General features: G+C 65.6%; 17 protein-coding genes and 1 riboswitch. Of the genes, 11 read left to right on the top strand and 6 right to left on the bottom strand.

The window, feature by feature from the left end; all coding sequences use genetic code 11:
• Positions 1–30 precede the first annotated feature (30 nt).
• The 5 genes from N7573_RS07460 (at position 31) to pnuC (ending at position 6,903) form a co-directional block, all read left to right on the top strand.
• On the top strand, positions 31–2,022 hold the full coding sequence (locus N7573_RS07460; protein ID WP_279912378.1) for a peptidoglycan-binding protein: 1,992 nt from the start codon (positions 31–33) through the stop codon (positions 2,020–2,022).
• Positions 2,023–2,268: 246 nt separating this feature from the next.
• Entirely contained in the window at positions 2,269–2,676 is a 408-nt protein-coding gene (locus N7573_RS07455; protein WP_279912379.1) for a glycine zipper 2TM domain-containing protein, read from the top strand.
• A gap of 125 nt (positions 2,677–2,801) precedes the next feature.
• The gene (locus N7573_RS07450; protein WP_279912380.1) at positions 2,802–3,926 is read left to right on the top strand and encodes a phosphotransferase; all 1,125 of its coding nucleotides are present in this window, start codon (positions 2,802–2,804) and stop codon (positions 3,924–3,926) included.
• 43 nt (positions 3,927–3,969) lie between these two features.
• A riboswitch (TPP riboswitch) is annotated at positions 3,970–4,065 on the top strand.
• A 70-nt stretch (positions 4,066–4,135) separates the two neighbouring features.
• Complete coding sequence (locus N7573_RS07445) at positions 4,136–6,325, top strand: TonB-dependent siderophore receptor (RefSeq protein WP_279912381.1); 2,190 nt, start codon at positions 4,136–4,138, stop codon at positions 6,323–6,325.
• An 8-nt stretch (positions 6,326–6,333) separates the two neighbouring features.
• Positions 6,334–6,903: a nicotinamide riboside transporter PnuC gene (gene pnuC / locus N7573_RS07440; RefSeq protein WP_071228799.1), complete on the top strand. Its 570-nt coding sequence runs from the start codon at positions 6,334–6,336 to the stop codon at positions 6,901–6,903.
• Between the two features lie 504 nt (positions 6,904–7,407).
• Here pnuC and N7573_RS07435 read toward each other — a convergent pair.
• The 5 genes from N7573_RS07435 to N7573_RS07415 all read right to left on the bottom strand — a co-directional run bounded on the left by N7573_RS07435 (position 7,408) and on the right by N7573_RS07415 (position 10,910).
• Complete coding sequence (locus N7573_RS07435; protein WP_279912382.1) at positions 7,408–7,824, bottom strand: hypothetical protein; 417 nt, start codon at positions 7,822–7,824, stop codon at positions 7,408–7,410.
• Between the two features lie 84 nt (positions 7,825–7,908).
• Entirely contained in the window at positions 7,909–8,883 is a 975-nt protein-coding gene (locus tag N7573_RS07430; protein WP_032130172.1) for a Dyp-type peroxidase, read from the bottom strand.
• Positions 8,884–9,006: 123 nt separating this feature from the next.
• Positions 9,007–9,375, bottom strand: a complete 369-nt coding sequence (locus N7573_RS07425) for a VOC family protein (protein ID WP_279912383.1) — start codon at positions 9,373–9,375, stop codon at positions 9,007–9,009.
• Positions 9,376–9,443: 68 nt separating this feature from the next.
• Positions 9,444–10,211: a helix-turn-helix domain-containing protein gene (locus N7573_RS07420; RefSeq protein WP_279912384.1), complete on the bottom strand. Its 768-nt coding sequence runs from the start codon at positions 10,209–10,211 to the stop codon at positions 9,444–9,446.
• A 123-nt stretch (positions 10,212–10,334) separates the two neighbouring features.
• Positions 10,335–10,910: an Ax21 family protein gene (locus tag N7573_RS07415; RefSeq protein WP_004134798.1), complete on the bottom strand. Its 576-nt coding sequence runs from the start codon at positions 10,908–10,910 to the stop codon at positions 10,335–10,337.
• A gap of 206 nt (positions 10,911–11,116) precedes the next feature.
• On the opposite strand from N7573_RS07415, the gene N7573_RS07410 reads away from it, so the two are divergent.
• The 5 genes from N7573_RS07410 (at position 11,117) to N7573_RS07390 (ending at position 15,434) form a co-directional block, all read left to right on the top strand.
• The gene (locus N7573_RS07410) at positions 11,117–12,067 is read left to right on the top strand and encodes a DUF2268 domain-containing putative Zn-dependent protease (protein ID WP_279912385.1); all 951 of its coding nucleotides are present in this window, start codon (positions 11,117–11,119) and stop codon (positions 12,065–12,067) included.
• A gap of 212 nt (positions 12,068–12,279) precedes the next feature.
• A complete protein-coding gene (locus tag N7573_RS07405) occupies positions 12,280–12,552 on the top strand; it encodes a hypothetical protein (RefSeq protein WP_012509703.1) in 273 nt (90 codons plus the stop codon).
• Between the two features lie 155 nt (positions 12,553–12,707).
• The gene (locus N7573_RS07400) at positions 12,708–13,394 is read left to right on the top strand and encodes a hypothetical protein (protein WP_071228804.1); all 687 of its coding nucleotides are present in this window, start codon (positions 12,708–12,710) and stop codon (positions 13,392–13,394) included.
• Positions 13,395–13,791: 397 nt separating this feature from the next.
• Entirely contained in the window at positions 13,792–14,055 is a 264-nt protein-coding gene (locus N7573_RS07395) for a helix-turn-helix domain-containing protein (RefSeq protein ID WP_049398603.1), read from the top strand.
• On the top strand, positions 14,052–15,434 hold the full coding sequence (locus tag N7573_RS07390) for a HipA domain-containing protein (RefSeq protein ID WP_279912386.1): 1,383 nt from the start codon (positions 14,052–14,054) through the stop codon (positions 15,432–15,434). The genes N7573_RS07395 and N7573_RS07390 overlap by 4 nt, the downstream gene beginning before the upstream one ends.
• Positions 15,435–15,470: 36 nt before the next feature.
• Here N7573_RS07390 and N7573_RS07385 read toward each other — a convergent pair whose 3' ends face one another.
• Complete coding sequence (locus N7573_RS07385) at positions 15,471–16,136, bottom strand: Ivy family c-type lysozyme inhibitor (protein WP_279912387.1); 666 nt, start codon at positions 16,134–16,136, stop codon at positions 15,471–15,473.
• A 115-nt stretch (positions 16,137–16,251) separates the two neighbouring features.
• On the opposite strand from N7573_RS07385, the gene N7573_RS07380 reads away from it, so the two are divergent.
• The gene (locus N7573_RS07380; RefSeq protein WP_134950769.1) at positions 16,252–16,728 is read left to right on the top strand and encodes a nuclear transport factor 2 family protein; all 477 of its coding nucleotides are present in this window, start codon (positions 16,252–16,254) and stop codon (positions 16,726–16,728) included.
• Positions 16,729–16,808 lie beyond the last annotated feature (80 nt).

The following is a 16,808-nucleotide window of genomic DNA, read 5'->3' as shown; positions in this document are numbered from 1 at the left end:
CGCCGCTCCATCAACCCCGAGGAAAACGTCATGGCACAGCATGACTACAGCAAAAAGGAAGTCCTGGACATCGTCGAGCAGGTCGCCAGGCAGAAGGGCATCCCTGTGGATGACTTCATGCGCTTCGCGCACATCGAGACCGGCGGCACCTTCAACGAGCGCGCCCACAACACCTCATCCGGCGCCAAGGGCCTGTTCCAGTTCGTGCCCGGCTCCGCGCGCCAGTACCACCTGACCGGCCACGAGTTCGATCCCACCCGCAACACCGAAGCGGCCGCGCAGATGTACCAGGACAACCTGGACTCGATGGCGCGCCGCAACGAGCGCACCGGCAACCCGTACCTGTCCGGGGGCAACACGCCCACCGGACTGGACCTGTACCTGGCCCACCAGCAGGGCAGCGCCGGCTACGGCTCGGTGCAGACTGCCATTGCCACCGGCACCTTCGGTGTGGTCCGCAACAGCCACGGCGACGAGATCAACATGCGCCGCAACGTGCTGAACCAGATCGGCTCCGACGCGAAGGCGCTGACCGGCCACACCCTGGCCGAGATGCGCGGGATGAACGACGGCGACCTGGCGCGGACGTTCTCCAGCTATTACATCCACAAGTACGCAGCGATCAGCATTCCGGAAAAGAACATCGAACCGCAGGCGGTAGTGCAGGGCCAGGGCCAGACCCCGGCAGCACCTGCGCAGGCCAGCGCAGCCGTGGCGGCGGGTGCAGCCACGCTGGCGGCAACCGCAACGGCAGCTGCCACACCGAAGCCAGGCATTGAACTGCAGGCCGCCTACGAGGCCGGCGTGAAGTACGACGACGTCAAGTACGCGATCAACATTCCGGGCCACGCGCTGTACGTACCGGGCAAGACCGGCAAGAACGTGGAGCAGGGTTACATCGACTGTTCCGGCTGGGTCGGCACGCTGCAGAACCGGACCATGGACGAGATCAACCAGAAGGCCGGGCACGCGGTGTTCAGCAAGGCTGATCGCATCGACCTGGGCAACCTCGGTTCCGGTGGGATCGTGCGCAAGGCGTTCGACCAGTCCGGCGTGCTGCTGGACCGCGACGCGATCCTGAAGCCCGATGCGCTGAAGGAAGGCATGATCATCGGCCTGGATACGGCCAGGACCCGCCATGAGCACTGGAACGGCATCGACCACATCGTGATGGTGGTGCGCGACCCCAACACCGACAAGCTGCTGATCAGCCAGTCCACCGGCAGCAAGGGCGTGCACACCATGCCGGTCGAGGACTACCTCAAGCAGGTGAAGGACCACCCGAACTGGAAGCTGTACGCCTCCGATCCGCTGTCCAAGGCGCGTGACCTGCTGGAAAACCGCACCCAGTCGCACGAGCAGAGCCAGGGCAAGCCTGCGCCCGAGCACAAGGCCGCTGCCACGCCGCACGCCGAACTGTACAAGCAGGGCGCGCACAGCGAGGGCGTGCGCAAGGTGCAGGAGCAGCTGGGCCACCTGGGCTACGTCGGCGCCGACGGCAAGCCGCTGGTCGAAGATGGCCGCTTCGGCCGCAACACCGACACGGCAGTGCGCCAGCTGCAGAAGGACAACGGCCTGGTGGTCGACGGCATTGTCGGGGCGAAGACCCTGGAGGCAATCAAGGACGCACGCGAACGGCCGTTGCTGAACGACGAGCGGCACCCGCGCAATCCGTTGTTCATCCAGGCCAGCAAGGGTCTGGAACTGCTGCCGGCCGGGACCTTCAAGGACCGCCACACGCTGGAAAGCGCTGCTGCGGCTTTGACCAAGGAGGCGCATGCCGCCGGCCTGCAGCGCATCGACTCGGTGGTGCCCAGCCCGAACGGTGAGCGCCTGTTCGCCGTGCAGGGCACCATCGGCGACCCGGCCGCCAGCCGCGTGGCGGTGGAGACCCGTGCCGCCAGCGAGCAGAGCCTGGCGCTCAGCAGCGGTGCCGTGCAGGGCGCGCCGAACGTGCTGCATCAGCAGCAGGACGCCCAGCAGGAGCAGGCCCGGCAGGCCCAGAAGGCGATGGGCGTCTAAGCCCGCGGCGCCTTGGGAGAGAAGGGAGGGCCACGTCCGCGTGGCCTTTTCCCTTTCTGCCAGCTGAGCGGCCGAGGCCGCTTTCAGCCTTGCTTCATGCCGCCTGCCGCTAGATGAATGCGCAAGCCGCACGGTGGACCAGGCAATGTTCCGGCAATGTTGGAACGCCAGCGTGGACATCACGGCAGCCGGGGCGCCCCGCGCCCTCCCTGCCCAGCGTGGCATGCACCTCACAGGAGAACGAACATGCTCAGTACTTCCGCACTCAGCTTCCGTGGTCTGGCGATGACCCTGGCCCTGCTGGCCGGCGTCGCCGTGGTCAGCGATGCCAGCGCGATGTCGAGGAAGGACAAGCGCACCCTGGTCGGCGCCGTGGTCGGTGGCGTGGCCGGCAACCTGCTCTCCAACGGTGATCCTGCTGCCACTGTCGGCGGTGCCGTGGCCGGCGGCGCGATCGGCAACCTGACCACCTCCGACCGCCACGATCGTCGTTACTACGACAATCGCCGTTACGACGACCGCTACGATCGCCGTTACGACCGTGGCTACTACCGCAGCGGCTACTACGACCGCGGTGACGACCGTCGCTGGCAGCGCGAGCGCTACTACGACAACCGCTACTACCACGACCGCGGCCGCCATCGCGGCTGGTAAGCAGCGCGGCATCCCCCATGCCGATGCACGGACGGGCGGGTCGATGACCCGCCCGTTTGCGTTGGCCGCGTGCATGGCGTTGAATGCGCAGCCTTGGATGTGACTTTCCCCACTGGGGCTGCGGCATGACTTCTTCCTCCCACCGCGTGCAGGGCCTCAACAACGACGAGGTTGCTGCCGACTGGCCACCGATCAGCGCGGCGGACATTGCGTGGCTGCGCCGGCGCTACCCTCAGCTGGATGCAGACAGCCACCCGCACTGGCACAGCCCGCGGCCACTCTCGGCCGCTGCCATCGTCAATGGCAGGGACGGCGCGGTGTTCATCAAGCGCCACCACCACAGTGTGCGCAGCGCCGCCTGCCTGGAAGAAGAACACCACTTCATCGCCCATCTCGCTGCCGCCGGCGTACCGGTGGTGCAGGTGCTGGCGGCAACCGATGGCCACACCGCAGAAGAGTACGGCGAATGGACCTTCGAACTGCATGCCGTGGGCGTGGGCGAGGACCTGTACCGCGATGCCGTGTCGTGGTCGTTGCTGACCGATGTCGCGCAGGCCCGCGAAGCCGGCCGCATGCTGGCCCGGCTGCACCGCGCTGCGGCCAGCTACCACGCAGCGCAGCGCAGCACCCATGTGCTGGTCGCGCGCGACGATCTGATCCGCGCCGACGATCCGATCGCGGCCATCAAGGCGGGGCTGCACAAGCGCCCCGGGCTGGCCCGCTATCTCGCGCGCATTCCCTGGGAAGCGCAGCTGCAGCGCGACGTGCTGCCGTGGCATGCCGGCCTGGCCGAACGCCTGCGCGACGAGCCACGGCTGTGGGCGCACAACGACTGGCATGTCTCCAACCTGCTGTGGCACGAGGGGCAGATCAGTACTGTGCTGGATTTCGGTTTGGCCTCCCCCACCAGCGCACTGTTCGACCTCGCCACCGCCATCGAGCGCAACGCGGTGGCGTGGCTGGAACTGGAGCGCGGCATGGAGGCGGTGCGCATCGATATCGCACTGGCCCTGCTCGACGGCTACCGCCAGCTGCTGCCGTTGTCGGCGGCACGCGTGCACCTGCTGGCCGAACTGCTGCCGATGGTCCATTTCGACTTCGCACTGTCCGAAGTGGAGTACTTCGAAGGCATCACTGGCTCCACCGCAAACGCGGATGTGGCGTGGCAGCCGTTCATGCTGGGGCATCCGGCGTGGTTCCACAGCGCGCCGGGACAGGCACTGCTGCAGGCGTTGCACGCGGCAGCCTGAAGGGCACCGGCTCGCAAATCCGTACCATTTGTAGTGAAATGGTCACCTGAAGCGGGGGTGCCTGGATCTGCCAGGCTGAGAGAGTCCCTTGGAACCTGATCCGGTTTGCACCGGCGTAGGGAGCTTTGAGCCGCAGCCACACCCCCGTCATGGGCCGGTGCACCTGCGCGCCGTCGCTTCGTCTCCCTTGTTGTCCGAAGACGAACCGAATGAACCGCTGCCTGCGCCCCACTCTGCTCTCCCTCGCCCTCTGCGCCGCGCTGCCGCTGCACGCCAGCGAGGCCGAGGCGTCCCCCGATGCGGCTGCCACCGGCGCCGAGCGCTCGCCCACCGAACTGGCGGCGGTACGCGTGCAGGCCGGCAAACCGAAGGCCGATACCTCACGCGTGAACGCCTTCGGTGGTGGGTCCTGGAAGGACACCCCGGCCTCGGTGAACGTGCTCGAGCGCGACTATCTCGACCGCCGGCAGGTGCGTTCGCTGTCCGAGCTGGCCAGCAACGATGCCTCGCTGGGCGATGCGTATGCGCCGGTGGGCTACTACCAGAACATCGCCATCCGCGGTTTCGCGCTGGACGCCGCCACCGGCTACCGCTTCAACGGCCTGTCCATCGCCGGCGAACAGCGCCTTGCGCTGGAGAACGTGCAGTCGGTGGAGATCCTCAAGGGTGAAGCCGGCCTGGCCGCGGGTGTGATGGCGCCCGGCGGGATCATCAACTACATCGGCAAGCGCCCGGCCGAAGTGCGCACCGCCACGCTCGGTACCGACTCGGAAGGCTCGCGCTACGTCGCCGTCGATGTCGGCCACTGGATCACCCCGCGTTTCGGCCTGCGCCTGAATGCCGCATGGGATTCCAGCAATTCCTACGTCGAGCACGCCGATGGCCGTCGCAACTTCTACTCGCTGGCCGCCGACTGGCTGATTGGCGAACGCGGCAAGCTGGAAGTGGATGCCAACTACCAGACCAGCTCGCAGCGTTCGGTGTCCGGCTACCAGCTGCTGGGCGCGCGCGAGCTGCCGCACGGCGTGGATCGCGAATTCCTGCTCGGCTACCAGCCGTGGCAGCGGCCGGTGGATATCGCCAGCACCAACATCACCGCCCTGCACACCTACGACTTCAACGATACCTGGCAGTCGCGCGTCTCGGTCGGCCACAGCCGCTCGGTCATCGATGACAACGTCGCCTTCGCCTACGGCTGCTACTACGCCGCGCAGTGCGCCGATGGCAGCGTGCCGGGCAACTACTTCGCGCCCAATGGCGACTACGACGTCTACGACTACCGCAGCCCGGACGACACCCGCCGCAACCAGCAGGCCCGTGCCGAGCTGCGCGGCCGCTTCGAGACCGGCAGCGTCGGCCATGAGTTGACCATCGGTGCCGACTACTTCCGCCGCACGGTAGACAAGCGCCCGAGCGTCAACGAGTACGTCGGCACCAGCAACATCCACGACGCACAGGTGCCGGTGTTCGCGCCGTCGCCGAAGATGCCAGGGCCGTCCGCACGACGCCTGGACAGCCGCCAGACCGCGTTCTTCGCGCTGGACCGGATGAGCTTCGGTGATGACTGGCAGTGGCTGGCCGGTGGCCGCTTCGTGCGCCTGGACGAGCACGCCTACGACAAGCGTGGAAACCCGCAGCGGCACAGCCGCCTGTCGCGCTTCCTGCCGCAGACCGCGGTGGTGTGGAAGGCCACCGACCAGCTCAACGCCTATGCCAGCTACGTGCGCGGCATTTCACTGGGCCAGGAAGCGCCGTTCTGGACCAGCAACGCCGACACCTTCCTGCCGTCGGTGCAGTCGCGGCAGCTGGAAGTGGGCGTGAAGTACGTGCCGGTCGAGGCGCTGACGCTGGGCGCAGCCGTGTTCCGCATCTCGCAGCCCTACCAGTACGCCAAGCCGGACAGCAGCGACGTCGGCTACACCTTCGTCGAGGAAGGCACGCAGACCCACACCGGCCTGGAGCTGACCGCCAACGGCCAGCTGACCGACGCACTGCAGATCGTGGCCAGTGCCAGCGTGCTGCAGGCGCGCGCGCGCGACACCGGCACCCCGGCCTATGCAGGCCATCAGCTGGTGAACGTGCCGAAGGTGCGCGCCAGCGTGCACGTGGCCTATGCGCTGCCGTTCGTGCAGGGCCTGGATGTGACCGGCGGCTGGCGCTATGCCGGTGCCAACGTTGCCCGCGCCGACGGTGGCGTGCGCGCACCGGACTACTCGGTGTTCGACGCTGGCCTGCGTTTCCAGCATCGCCTGCACGAGCGCGCGGTGACCTGGAACCTGTCGGTGGACAACGTGTTCAACCGCTTCTACTGGCGCGATACCGGCAGCAGCGGCGGTGACTACTACCTGTTCCCCGGCGCACCGCGACAGGCCCGCCTGTCGGTGACGTTCGCGCTGTGAGCGGCGTCATGCTCGAGTGGACCGCCGCGCTGTGCAGCATCCTCGGCGTCTGGCTGATGGCCAAGCGCCGGCTGGTGGCGTGGCCGGTCGGCCTGCTGTCGGTGACGCTGTACGGGCTGGTCTTCGCCGAGGCCAAGCTGTACTCGGACACCCTGCTGCAGGTCGCCTTCGGTGGCTTCCTGGTCTACGGCTGGCTCAACTGGCGGCAGCACGCCGCCGACGAGGGCAGCGTCCGCATCGTGCCACTGGCGCGCGGCAAGCTGCTGCGCGACCTGGCCATCGGCCTGTGCGGCGGCGTGGCGCTGGGTGCGGCCATGCACACCTTCACCGATGCCGCGCTGCCGTGGCTGGACGCGATGCTGACCGCGCTGAGCCTGGTCGGCCAGTGGTGGCAGGCGCGCCGCCACGTGGCCTGCTGGTGGGTGTGGATCGCGGTGGACGTGGTCTACGTGGGTGCCTACCTGTTCAAGTCGCTGCACGTGACCGCAGCGCTGTACGTGTTCTTCCTCGGCCTGGCCGTGTTCGGCCTGCGCGCATGGAGCGCAGCTGCCCGTGAACCGCAGGTGGCAGCGCAGTAGCGCCACGCCATGCGTGGCCGGGGCTTACCGGTAGTCGCCAACCTTGGTTGGCGCACACCTGCCGACCAAGGTCGGCATCTACCCAACACATCCACGCAGGGCCTGAATCTACTGCACCCGCAAGATCAGTAGCGCCACGCCATGCGTGGCTGGGGTTTACCGGTAGTCGCCAACCTTGGTTGGCGCACACCTGCCGACCAAGGTCGGCATCTACCCAACATATCCACGCATGGCGTGGATCTACTGCATCCGCAAGATCAGTAGAGCCACGCCATGCGTGGCTTGGGGCTACCGGTAGTCGCCAACCTTGGTTGGCGCACACCTGCCGACCAAGGTCGGCATCTACCCAACACATCCACGCAGGGCGTGGATCTACTGCGCCCGCAAGATCAGTAGAGCCACGCCATGCGTGGCTGGGGGCTACCGGTAGTCGCCAACCTTGGTTGGCGTGCGCGTGCCGACCAAGGTCGGCATCTACCAGGCGCATCCACGCATGGCGTGGATCTACTGGGTAAGCAGCAGGCCCAGCCGCAGCGGCTGACGCATGTCGGCTGGTGGCGCGGCCTGCAACGGCGCGGACTGCAATGTCGCGCGCAGGTCGGCGTCGATCTGAGGGTCGCCCAGGCTGTCGAATTCGAGTTTCGAAATGCGGCCATCCGCCGCGATCCACACGCTCACCGGCAACGGCGTCGGCGTATCCGGGTGTGCCTGCATCCATTCCAGCACGCGCTGCGCCTGCGGGTCCTGCTCCTGCTGCAGGCGCTGCTGCAGCTGGCCACCCACGGCGGCGGCATAGGCCATCCAATGTGCGGGAGCCTCCTGCGCGGAAACGCTGGCACTACCAAGTGCGAGCGCGCCGAACAGCGTGGCCAACGGCCGCCACCAGCGGCGTGCGCCGGTTGTGTTCCTTGCCATCGCCATCGCCCGCCCCTGCGCTCTCATCCAACGTCTGATGGTCGGCGCGGTAGATGACAGGCAGATGGCGGGCGGCGCTGCCCGGCGCGATCAATCGCCGAGGTCGGCCAGCACCTTGCGCGAGGGCGCGAAGAAGGTCACGCCGGTGGTGGCGGTGGAGAAGTCGAGGATGCGGTCGTGCAGCGGCGCGGGATTGCCGATGAACATGCGCTCGAGCATCTTCTCGATCACCCACAGGCGGCGCGTGTAGCCGATGAAGTAAGTGCCGTACTCGCCGCGCCCCGGGTTGGCGAAGGGCATGTTGTCACGCAGGATCTCGTGCTCGCCGTCGGCGTCCTCGATGGTGCACAGGGTCTTGTGCGATTTCTGTGCATCGGCCGGTGCATCGTCCAGCTCGATGTTGTCGTGCTTGGTGCGGCCGATGATCGCTTCCTGTGCCTCGGTCTTCTGCGCACGCCAAGCATCGAGGTTGTGCAGGTACTTCTGCACCACCACGTAGCTGCCACCGGCATGCGCCGGGTCTTCATCACCCACGATGGTGGCTTCAGGCAGCGACAGCCCTTCCGGGTTGGCGGTGCCATCGACGAAGTCGAGCAGGTCGCGGCCGTCGAAGTAGCGGAAGCCGGCCACGTCATCGACCGTTTCCACCGCATCACCGAACGCCATCAGCAGGTTGCGCTCGAACGCCACGATCAGGTCCATGGTGCGCGCACGGATGTGGTACAGCAGGTCGCCCGGCGTGGACACCGCGGTGTGGGTCGCGCCCTTGATCTCGCGGAACGGCGCCAGCTCACGCGGCGGCGTGGTACCCACCAGCGGCTGCCACACGCGGTGGCCAATGGCCACGTTGCAGGTGAAGGTGCGCTCGATTTCACGGATGGCAGTGTTCTTGATCAGGTCATCGGTGCTGGCCAGCACCTCGCGTGCCTTGGCGATCGACGCCTCGTCATCCTTCACCTTCAGCACCAGGAACGCCGCCGAATGGGTGAGCGGCGCGGTGATCTGCTGCGGCTCGTTGTCGAGCGTGTGGTTGAGGGCGGTGATCGGTGCGGGCTGGGAGTTCACGGCGGTTCCTGCTGGCTTGAGGCGGGCGCATCGCGTGTGGCGATGTGCGGGCGATCATAGCGGAACCGCCTGACCGGGGACGGAGCGGTTCTCGTTCCGTCCACTGGCGAAGGTACGAAGACCTCAATCCATATCACTCCAGACCGCCAGCTCGTAGCCATCCAGATCGCGGAAGTGGAAGCGACGGCCACCGGGGAAGGCGAACACCGCCTGCACCACCTCGCCACCGGCGGCGACCACGCGCTGCTGTGCATCCGCCAGGTCCGTGCAGTAGAGAATGACCAGCGGACCACCGTGCGCACGCACCGGCGCGTCGGAAACGAAACCACCTTTCAGGCGGCCGTCGTCGAACTCGGTATAGGCGGGGCCGTAGTCGGTGAAGCACCACCCGAATACCTCGCCGTAGAAGCGTTTGCTGCGGGCGATGTCGGCGACGTTGAATTCGATGTTGTCGATGCGGCGCTCGGCATCGCGGGGTGCGGCGTGGCTCATGGCGTGACTCCTGGGTGGGAGCCCCAGCTTCGGTCAGCGCGGCACGGCGGTCTTGAACAAAACGGCCATCATCGGCCCCATTCCAGGCGCAGCTGCCGTGCGGTCATGCTGGCAAGCTCGCGCGCCTCACGGCTGAGGTGGGCCTGGTCGGCATAGCCGGCATCAGCGGCCAGCATCGCCAACGAGTGCTGCGGCAGCGCGCGGCTATGGCGAAGAAAGCGCTGCAGGCGCAGGATGCGCTCCAGCGTCTTGGCGCCGTAGCCGAACTGCGACTGGCTGAAACGCCGCAGGCTGCGCGGGCTCAAACTCAAGTGCGCCGCCAGCGTATCCAGCGTGGCGTGCCCCCCGGCGAGCGCCTGGAACAGGACATGTGCACGCTGCGCCGGGGTGTCGAGTGCGGCCGCGCCCATATGCTGCTGCAGGCACTGCGCCATCCGCTGCAATCGTTGAGCCGGCGCGGTATCGCCAATGGAAGCAGCGGCTGCTGTGGCCCATCCGCCCTTCAGATCGGCCAACGGCACCGCCTGTCCAATGATGCCGGCCAGTGGCAGTCCCAGCGCGGCCAACGCCTGGCCGGGACGAAAGCGCGCACCCAGCACCTGTGCACCGGGTGCCAGTGCCGGATGTGCAGCCACCCGATCCGGGCCGACCACGAACAGCGCGCCGTCGCGCCAGAGGATATCCACGCAGCCATCGGGCAATACGGTGATGTGCCCATCGGCATCGGCAGGGAGCTGGCTCTGCCACAGCTGGCCGAAGTGGCCACGCAGCAGCGCAGGCGCCAGATGCTCCTGGTAGGCCATGCCAGTACCTGCGAGGGAGGAAGGGTCGCCCATGCCGCATTGTGGCGCCACAGGGCCCATAAAAGTGAAGCCCGGCGCGAGGCCGGGCTTCGGTTGGCGTGTGGGAGAGAGAGAGAGTCACACGCCAGCACAACACGCACTAACGACAGGCGTTTGTTACCAGGTGAAGCGCGGGCCCACGAACCACTCGCGGTCGCCGGCCTTGGCCAGCTTCACTTCGCCACTCAGGCCCCAGTTCTGGTTGAACTTGGCGGTGGCGCCGACGCGGCCGTAGAACTCGCCGTCCGGGTTGTAGCCGTGCTTCTTGCTGAAATCTTCGTAGCCGGCCATCACGTAGCCTTCGACGTACGGGTTGAACGCGGTGCGCACGCCCACTTCGGTGGAGTAGCCGTTGAAGTCCAGGCCGCGCTTCTCGTCGTACTTCTGGTACGCAACACGGGCCACCAGGTCGGTGTTCGGTGCGATGCCGTAGTTGTAGCCGACACCGAGGCGCCACTGGTCGACGTCATTCTTGAACTTGTCGGTTTCCTGGGCGCTGTAGTCGCCAAAGACGTGGAAGTTCGGGTGCACCGCAACGGAACCCTTCACCTTCCAGCCATCGGCGTCGCCGCCCTTGGCATCGGTGTTCACGTAGCCGCCTTCAACGTAGTTGTACGACAGGCCATCGGTTGCCGATGCAGCGAACGGCAGAGCAGCCAGAAGACCCAGGGCAAGCAGCGAATTCTTGTTCATCGGGACACACCTTTAATTATTTTGGTTTCGTCGACCGCCTCCCGGGAGGGGGAGAGAGAGGAGGCGGTCGACAGGTGTGAATTATCCGTTAGGGGGTCTAATCAACCCTGAATATTGAACTGACTGGTGTATAAATAAGGCTGGCGTTCAGGGAACTCCGCATGGCATTGCTGCCGGCTTCTTACGCGCATCACGCTCGATGCTTGATGCGGGCACTGATCCTGATCGCCTCGCCGATCGCGCTACTGCAGGCACAGGCGGCTGAGCGTGTCGGTCCTGCCGGGCACATCGTCGTACAGACAGACGATGTCACGCGCTTCTTCAAGGTGCTGGACGCCAACCATGGGCGCCCAAGCGCCGATGATCTGCAGCACGGCTATCTGGATGCGGGTACGGATGCCCTGCGCAGCTTCACCGACAGCCGTATCGGCTCGATGGAGCGGCTGGCCAGGGCCATCCAGGACAAGCCGGCATTGTTTGCGAAAGCGAGAACCTGCGCGGCCGCATTGCCATCGATCCGCACGCGCGTCGCCGCTGCCGTCGATCAGCTCGGCGCCCTGTTGCCATCTGCGCGCTTTCCTCCGGTCACCGTACTGGTGGGCCGCGGCAACAGTGGTGGCGTTACCACCGAAGCAGGTGTGGTCATCGGACTGGAAGCGCTGTGCAATGCCGACTGGATGCAGGCCGATGCAAGCGACCGCTTCGTGCACCTGATCGCCCATGAGTACGTGCACGTGCAACAGCCCGGCGCGCGCGTTGATGTCGAGCAGCCCACCCTGCTCTATCAGACGCTGCTGGAAGGCGGCGCCGAATACGTGGCCGAACGGATCTCCGGACAACCGGCCAACGCGCATCTGCAGCGTTGGGCGCAGGGTCGCGAGTGTGCGCTGGAGCGCGCGTTCCTGCAGGACAGCATGGGTACCGATCTTTCGAGGTGGCTGTACAACGGCCCCGGCGACGATACGCGCCGCGGAGATCTCGGCTACTGGATCGGCTACCGCATCGCCCATGCCTATGTTGCGCGCGCGCCCGACACGCCCAACGCCATCGCCGAACTGCTGGATGTCCAGCCTGGAAACGCTGCAGCGCTGCTGGAAGCAAGTGGATGGCAGCCTGCGTGCGGAGCAGGCGAAAGCACACAGACGCACATGCGGTGATGCCGGCTTCATGCAGGTGAATGGGTGATATTGAACAGGCACAAGGCGATACGCCGGTGCAGATCAGCTCGCTTGATCCCGCTTGTTAAGGTTCGTTGATTTACAGGCCTTCACAGCCCATCCACGTACTCAAATTCCAGCTGAAAGCGCTTGGTAGCGCCGGGAACAAACGCCGCTATATTCCAGCTTCCCCAGACGAAGGAGGGAGTGGAATGAAACTGACCTCGCAACACATGAAGATGGCCCGTGCACTCAGCGTGGCGCTCATCGCCACCGTGAGCCTTGGCGCTTGCGCCTCTTACAAGAACGAGTTTGCAACGATCAACTCGCGTCTCGACCAGCTCGATGTAAAGGTGCAGGGCGCCGCCCAGAGTGCCGAGTCCGCCAACCAGTCGGCGCAGCAGGCCAACCAGCGTCTGGACCAGATCGAAGGTCGCGTGCAGCAGCTTGAAAGGGCACCAGCGGGCCGCAAGCCGCGCGGCTGATCCTCCCTCACCGTTTGAACTGATCCATCTCTGTATCGGGAACCAGTGGCCTTCACCGGCCACTGGCATCCTTCCACCAAGATTGCACTGCAAGGAGCCGTCCCATTCGTACCTCCTCCTCCCCTGCGCGCCGCGCCCTCCATGCCGCACTGGCCATGGCACTGGCCGTTGCGTGCAGCGGCGTAGCCAACGCCAGGGACAAGGACGCACCTGCACCCCCGGTCGCCGCAGTCGATGAACTGCCCGCTGACCAGAGCGTGTCCGAGACGGTGATCGAACTGGCCGGCTGGGTAGTCGCCAGCAAGGACAACCAGGGTTATCCGTTCGCGATCATGGACAAGGCGGCTGCGCAGGTACTGGTCTTCGGTGGAGACGGCAAGCTGCGCGGTGCCGCACCGGCGCTGTTCGGTTCGGCCATCGGCGATCACTCCGCACCCGGCGTTGCCAAGCTCGCGCTGAGTGCGATTCCAGGCCATGACCGCACCACCCCGGCGGGCCGTTTCATTGGTGGCTACGGCCCCTCCGACGATGCCGGTCGCGTGCTGTGGGTGGACTACGATTCCGCCGTGTCGATGCACCCGCTGCCGCCAGGCACTCCGAAAGAGAAGCGCGCCGAACGGCTGGCATCACCTTCGCCGGACGACAACCGCGTTACGCACGGCTGCATCAACGTCACGCCTGCGTTCTACGAGCAGATCGTGCAATCCACGTTCGAGAAGGGCGGCGTGTTCTACATCCTTCCGGACAAGGATTCGATCGCGAAGACGTTCCCGGAGTTCGCGCAGAGCCGGGGCGAAGCAAAGGACGAAGACGAGAAAGGCGCGCGGCGCGCGAGCAAGTAACAGACGCTTTGCCTGCGGCCTGTTGACGATGCGAGCCTGCGCTGCAGGCAGAGGTTCCCGGGTGCGCTCCTTGCAGGCCCCACCTGGACCCCACTCATCGCGGACGTCCCACCCTCGTGGCGCTGCCCATATGGACCGGATGAGGCATCGCTCTCTCACGGCGTCAAAGAATCCTTGAGTTCATGAGGATTTTTTGCAGGCTGGACGCCTTTGCAGATAAATCCTTATTTCAATGAGGATTTTCTTGCATCCAGCTCTTTTGCGAAAAAATCCTCAAGATCGAAAGGATTCTAAGGAATCCTGGGTTTTGCGCGAAGAATCCTCACTGCAGTGAGGATTCTATGGTATAGACGATGGGTCGAATCCAGAGCGTCAGGCTCTGCTGGGGGAGTTCCCATTGAAGATCAGGCTTGAGAAGGCTGAGGCCTTGGGACCACTGGTGAGAGCCGCCCGCAAGCATCAGGGACTGCGCCAGGATGCAACCGCCGAAGGCATCGGGGTCAGCGAGAATTTCCTGGCCAAGGTCGAACGCGGCGGTACCACGGTGCAATGGGGCAAGTTGTTCACCGTGCTTGACGAGCTGGGGCTGCATGTCGAAATCGACGTGCCGGACGAAGCGATGGCCCTGCTGGCCAAACGTGCCAACGGGAAGGTGCCATGAGCGCCCCCCGTATCGATCTCAAGGACGTCATTACAACGACCGTCCTGTCTGGACTGCACTATCCGCTTCCACCACGCGAACTGCAGGTCAGCATCGACGAAGCGCCGGTGGGCCGCCTGACCGAAGCAGCAAACCTGTGGCGCTTCACCTATACGCCGGAGTGGCTCGGCAGCGCACATCGGTTTCCACTGGCGCCTGCGTTGCCACTGCAAGACACCGCCATCCTCGATGGCTCCAGCCAACGCCCCGTGCAGTGGTACTTCGACAATCTGCTGCCGGAAGAGCAGCAACGCACGCTGATGGCAACCGATGCCAGGGTGGATGGCGCGGACGCGTTCGCATTGCTGGCCGCCTATGGCGCGGAATCGGCAGGCTCGTTGACGCTGCTGCCTCCAGGCGAGCGCCTGCCACCCGGCGGCAGAAAACCACTACCCGATGCGGAGCTCTCCACGCGTATCCAAGGCCTGCCACGCACGTCGCTTGCGGCGGGTGCCGCCAAGCGCATGTCACTGGCAGGTGCCCAGCACAAGCTGGCAATCATCGAGACAGGGGGAGAACTCTACCAACCTCTGGGCGCCGAGCCCTCGACCCACATCCTCAAGCCTGACAGCACCAGCAGCAGTTATCCCCACAGCGTGGCCAACGAGTGGTTCGTGATGCGCCTTGCACAGCGCTTGGGGCTGCAGGTGCCGAAGATCGAGCGCCGCTACGTACCGGAGCCGGTCTTCATCATCGAGCGCTTTGATCGCGAAATCACCGCCGATGCCATCCATCGCCGTCATGCCATCGACGCCTGCCAGCTGCTCAACCTCGACCGGCAGTTCAAGTACACGCTCGGCAGCATCGACACCCTGAAGGTCATCGTCGAGCAATGCAGAAGCAAGCTCAAGACGCGCGTCCGCCTGTTCGACTGGTTGATCTTCAATGTACTCACCGGCAACAACGATGCGCACCTGAAGAACCTGAGCTTCCTGGTCGACAGCAGGGGCATCGAACTGGCCCCCCACTACGACCTGCTGTCCACCGCATGTTACGAGACCCGCGCGTATGCCGACGAGGGCGCACGTTGGCCAGAACGCTCGGAACTGTCGTGGCCCATTCTCGGTGTCGCGCGCTTCCACGACCTTCGTTTCGAGCATCTGGTTTCTGCCGGTGAAGCGCTGGGCCTGGGAAGGCCGGCTGCCACCCGGCAGCTGCGCCATCAGATCGACCGCATCACGAGCGAAGCCCAAGCGCTTTACGCGCTGGTGCTGCAGGAAAACCAGCAATGGTCGACCCGTTTCGACATCGGCCCAACCCTGGAAGGCGAAGTGCATTTCCTGAGAACACTGGTCCACGTGATCATCGCCGACATGGTGAGGCAGCTTTCACCGGCATGATGCGGCCGCCGGAACATCATCCGGCGTCACCACCGATTACTCGCAGGACTCGCCTTCTTCCTTCAGCATCGCTTTGTCCACCGGCTGCTCGCGCTCGATCAGCGCGCGCTGCTCGTCGCTGGGTTCACCCAGCCACCAGATTCTGCAGCGCGCGGTAAGGCGGCCGACCATCTTCGACTGATCGGGCGAGTACAGCATCGCCAATGCGGTGCCGGGGCAGTCGTGGGCCTGGCAGGCGGTGTAGAACCACCATGGCTCGCCCTGCAGCACCACCAGCTCGCCGGGCGCGCTGGGCCCGCTCAACAGGCGTTCGCGCAGCGACGGAATCTCCTTGTCAGCAGATTCGGCCGCGGCTGTGTTCTTCATCAGGGCGTTGAACGCGGCCAGCACCTTCGGGTCCTTGCGGCCGCAGTCGTCCACGGTGTTACCGCCCACCAGGGTGAAGAAATGCGTCGCCAGCGGGTTGTCCGCACAGGTGAGTTCTCCGCCGGTGCTCGGGTCTTCCGGTTCGCCTTCGTTGTCCCACACCGAAGGGTCTACGCCGTCTTTGATGGACTGCGCCTGCTTGACCACCGTTGCCGTGGCCGCAGGTGCTTCGGTGGTTGGTGCCGGTGCGGCCGGTGCTGCATCCGGCGCTGGTGCCTGTCCGCAGGCGGCCAGCAGTGCGACCGTCAGTGCCATCCCTGTGATTCGAATCTTCATTCCTTGTCCTTGTCTGATCTGCGGTGCATGCCGCCGCGCGGGCGCCTGCGTGATTCTAACCAGCAGCGCGCTAGGATGCGTTCGCACGTTCCCGTCATCGCCTGGAGCCGGACGCATGCACCGCACACGACTCGCCGTGATTTTCTGCAGTGCCCTGCTGCTGGCATCGCCGGCCATCGCCCACGATGCTGAAGGTGCGAAGCCCGCACAGCCTCTTCCTGATGCGGCCCTGCCCGCGACGCTGGACCGCGTACTGCGCGACTACGAGCAGGCCTGGCGCACGGGCGATGCCAGGGCACTGGCTGCGCTGTTCGCCGAGGATGGTTTTGTGCTGCAGAGCAACCAGCTACCGGTGCGTGGGCGCAGCGCGATCGAAGCCGCGTATGCCGGCCAGGGCGGCAGCCCGTTGCGGCTGCGCGCGCTGGCGTACTCGGTGGAGGGCAGCACGGGCTACATCATTGGTGCCTACCGCTACGGCAACAACGTGGGGGACACCGGCAAGTTCACGCTGACGCTGAAGCGCGTGGGCGACGGGCCGTGGTTGATCTTCTCGGACATGGACAACACCAACGCGCCGCCACGGGCGCGGTGATGGATTCCGCTGGGCATGGCCCGGCGCTATCGGGCGCCAATCAAGGTTGGCTGCTACCAGAAGCGGATTCCGGAGTAGAT

Origin of the sequence: Stenotrophomonas sp. GD04054, from assembly GCF_029836955.1 — a bacterium.
In the GTDB taxonomy this organism is placed as follows: domain Bacteria; phylum Pseudomonadota; class Gammaproteobacteria; order Xanthomonadales; family Xanthomonadaceae; genus Stenotrophomonas; species Stenotrophomonas maltophilia_A.
This window is presented reverse-complemented; position numbering and strand designations above follow the sequence as displayed.

Coding starts and splice junctions, on each gene's coding strand:
- N7573_RS07450 (WP_279912380.1), top strand. CDS start 2,802: ATGACTTCTTCCTCCCACCGCGTGCAGGGCCTCAACAACGACGAGGTT.
- N7573_RS07410 (WP_279912385.1), top strand. CDS start 11,117: ATGCGGGCACTGATCCTGATCGCCTCGCCGATCGCGCTACTGCAGGCA.
- N7573_RS07385 (WP_279912387.1), bottom strand. CDS start 16,136: ATGAAGATTCGAATCACAGGGATGGCACTGACGGTCGCACTGCTGGCC.
- N7573_RS07405 (WP_012509703.1), top strand. CDS start 12,280: ATGAAACTGACCTCGCAACACATGAAGATGGCCCGTGCACTCAGCGTG.
- N7573_RS07455 (WP_279912379.1), top strand. CDS start 2,269: ATGCTCAGTACTTCCGCACTCAGCTTCCGTGGTCTGGCGATGACCCTG.
- pnuC (WP_071228799.1), top strand. CDS start 6,334: ATGCTCGAGTGGACCGCCGCGCTGTGCAGCATCCTCGGCGTCTGGCTG.
- N7573_RS07400 (WP_071228804.1), top strand. CDS start 12,708: ATGGCACTGGCCGTTGCGTGCAGCGGCGTAGCCAACGCCAGGGACAAG.
- N7573_RS07415 (WP_004134798.1), bottom strand. CDS start 10,910: ATGAACAAGAATTCGCTGCTTGCCCTGGGTCTTCTGGCTGCTCTGCCG.
- N7573_RS07390 (WP_279912386.1), top strand. CDS start 14,052: ATGAGCGCCCCCCGTATCGATCTCAAGGACGTCATTACAACGACCGTC.
- N7573_RS07425 (WP_279912383.1), bottom strand. CDS start 9,375: ATGAGCCACGCCGCACCCCGCGATGCCGAGCGCCGCATCGACAACATC.
- N7573_RS07445 (WP_279912381.1), top strand. CDS start 4,136: ATGAACCGCTGCCTGCGCCCCACTCTGCTCTCCCTCGCCCTCTGCGCC.
- N7573_RS07460 (WP_279912378.1), top strand. CDS start 31: ATGGCACAGCATGACTACAGCAAAAAGGAAGTCCTGGACATCGTCGAG.
- N7573_RS07380 (WP_134950769.1), top strand. CDS start 16,252: ATGCACCGCACACGACTCGCCGTGATTTTCTGCAGTGCCCTGCTGCTG.
- N7573_RS07420 (WP_279912384.1), bottom strand. CDS start 10,211: ATGGGCGACCCTTCCTCCCTCGCAGGTACTGGCATGGCCTACCAGGAG.
- N7573_RS07435 (WP_279912382.1), bottom strand. CDS start 7,824: ATGGCGATGGCAAGGAACACAACCGGCGCACGCCGCTGGTGGCGGCCG.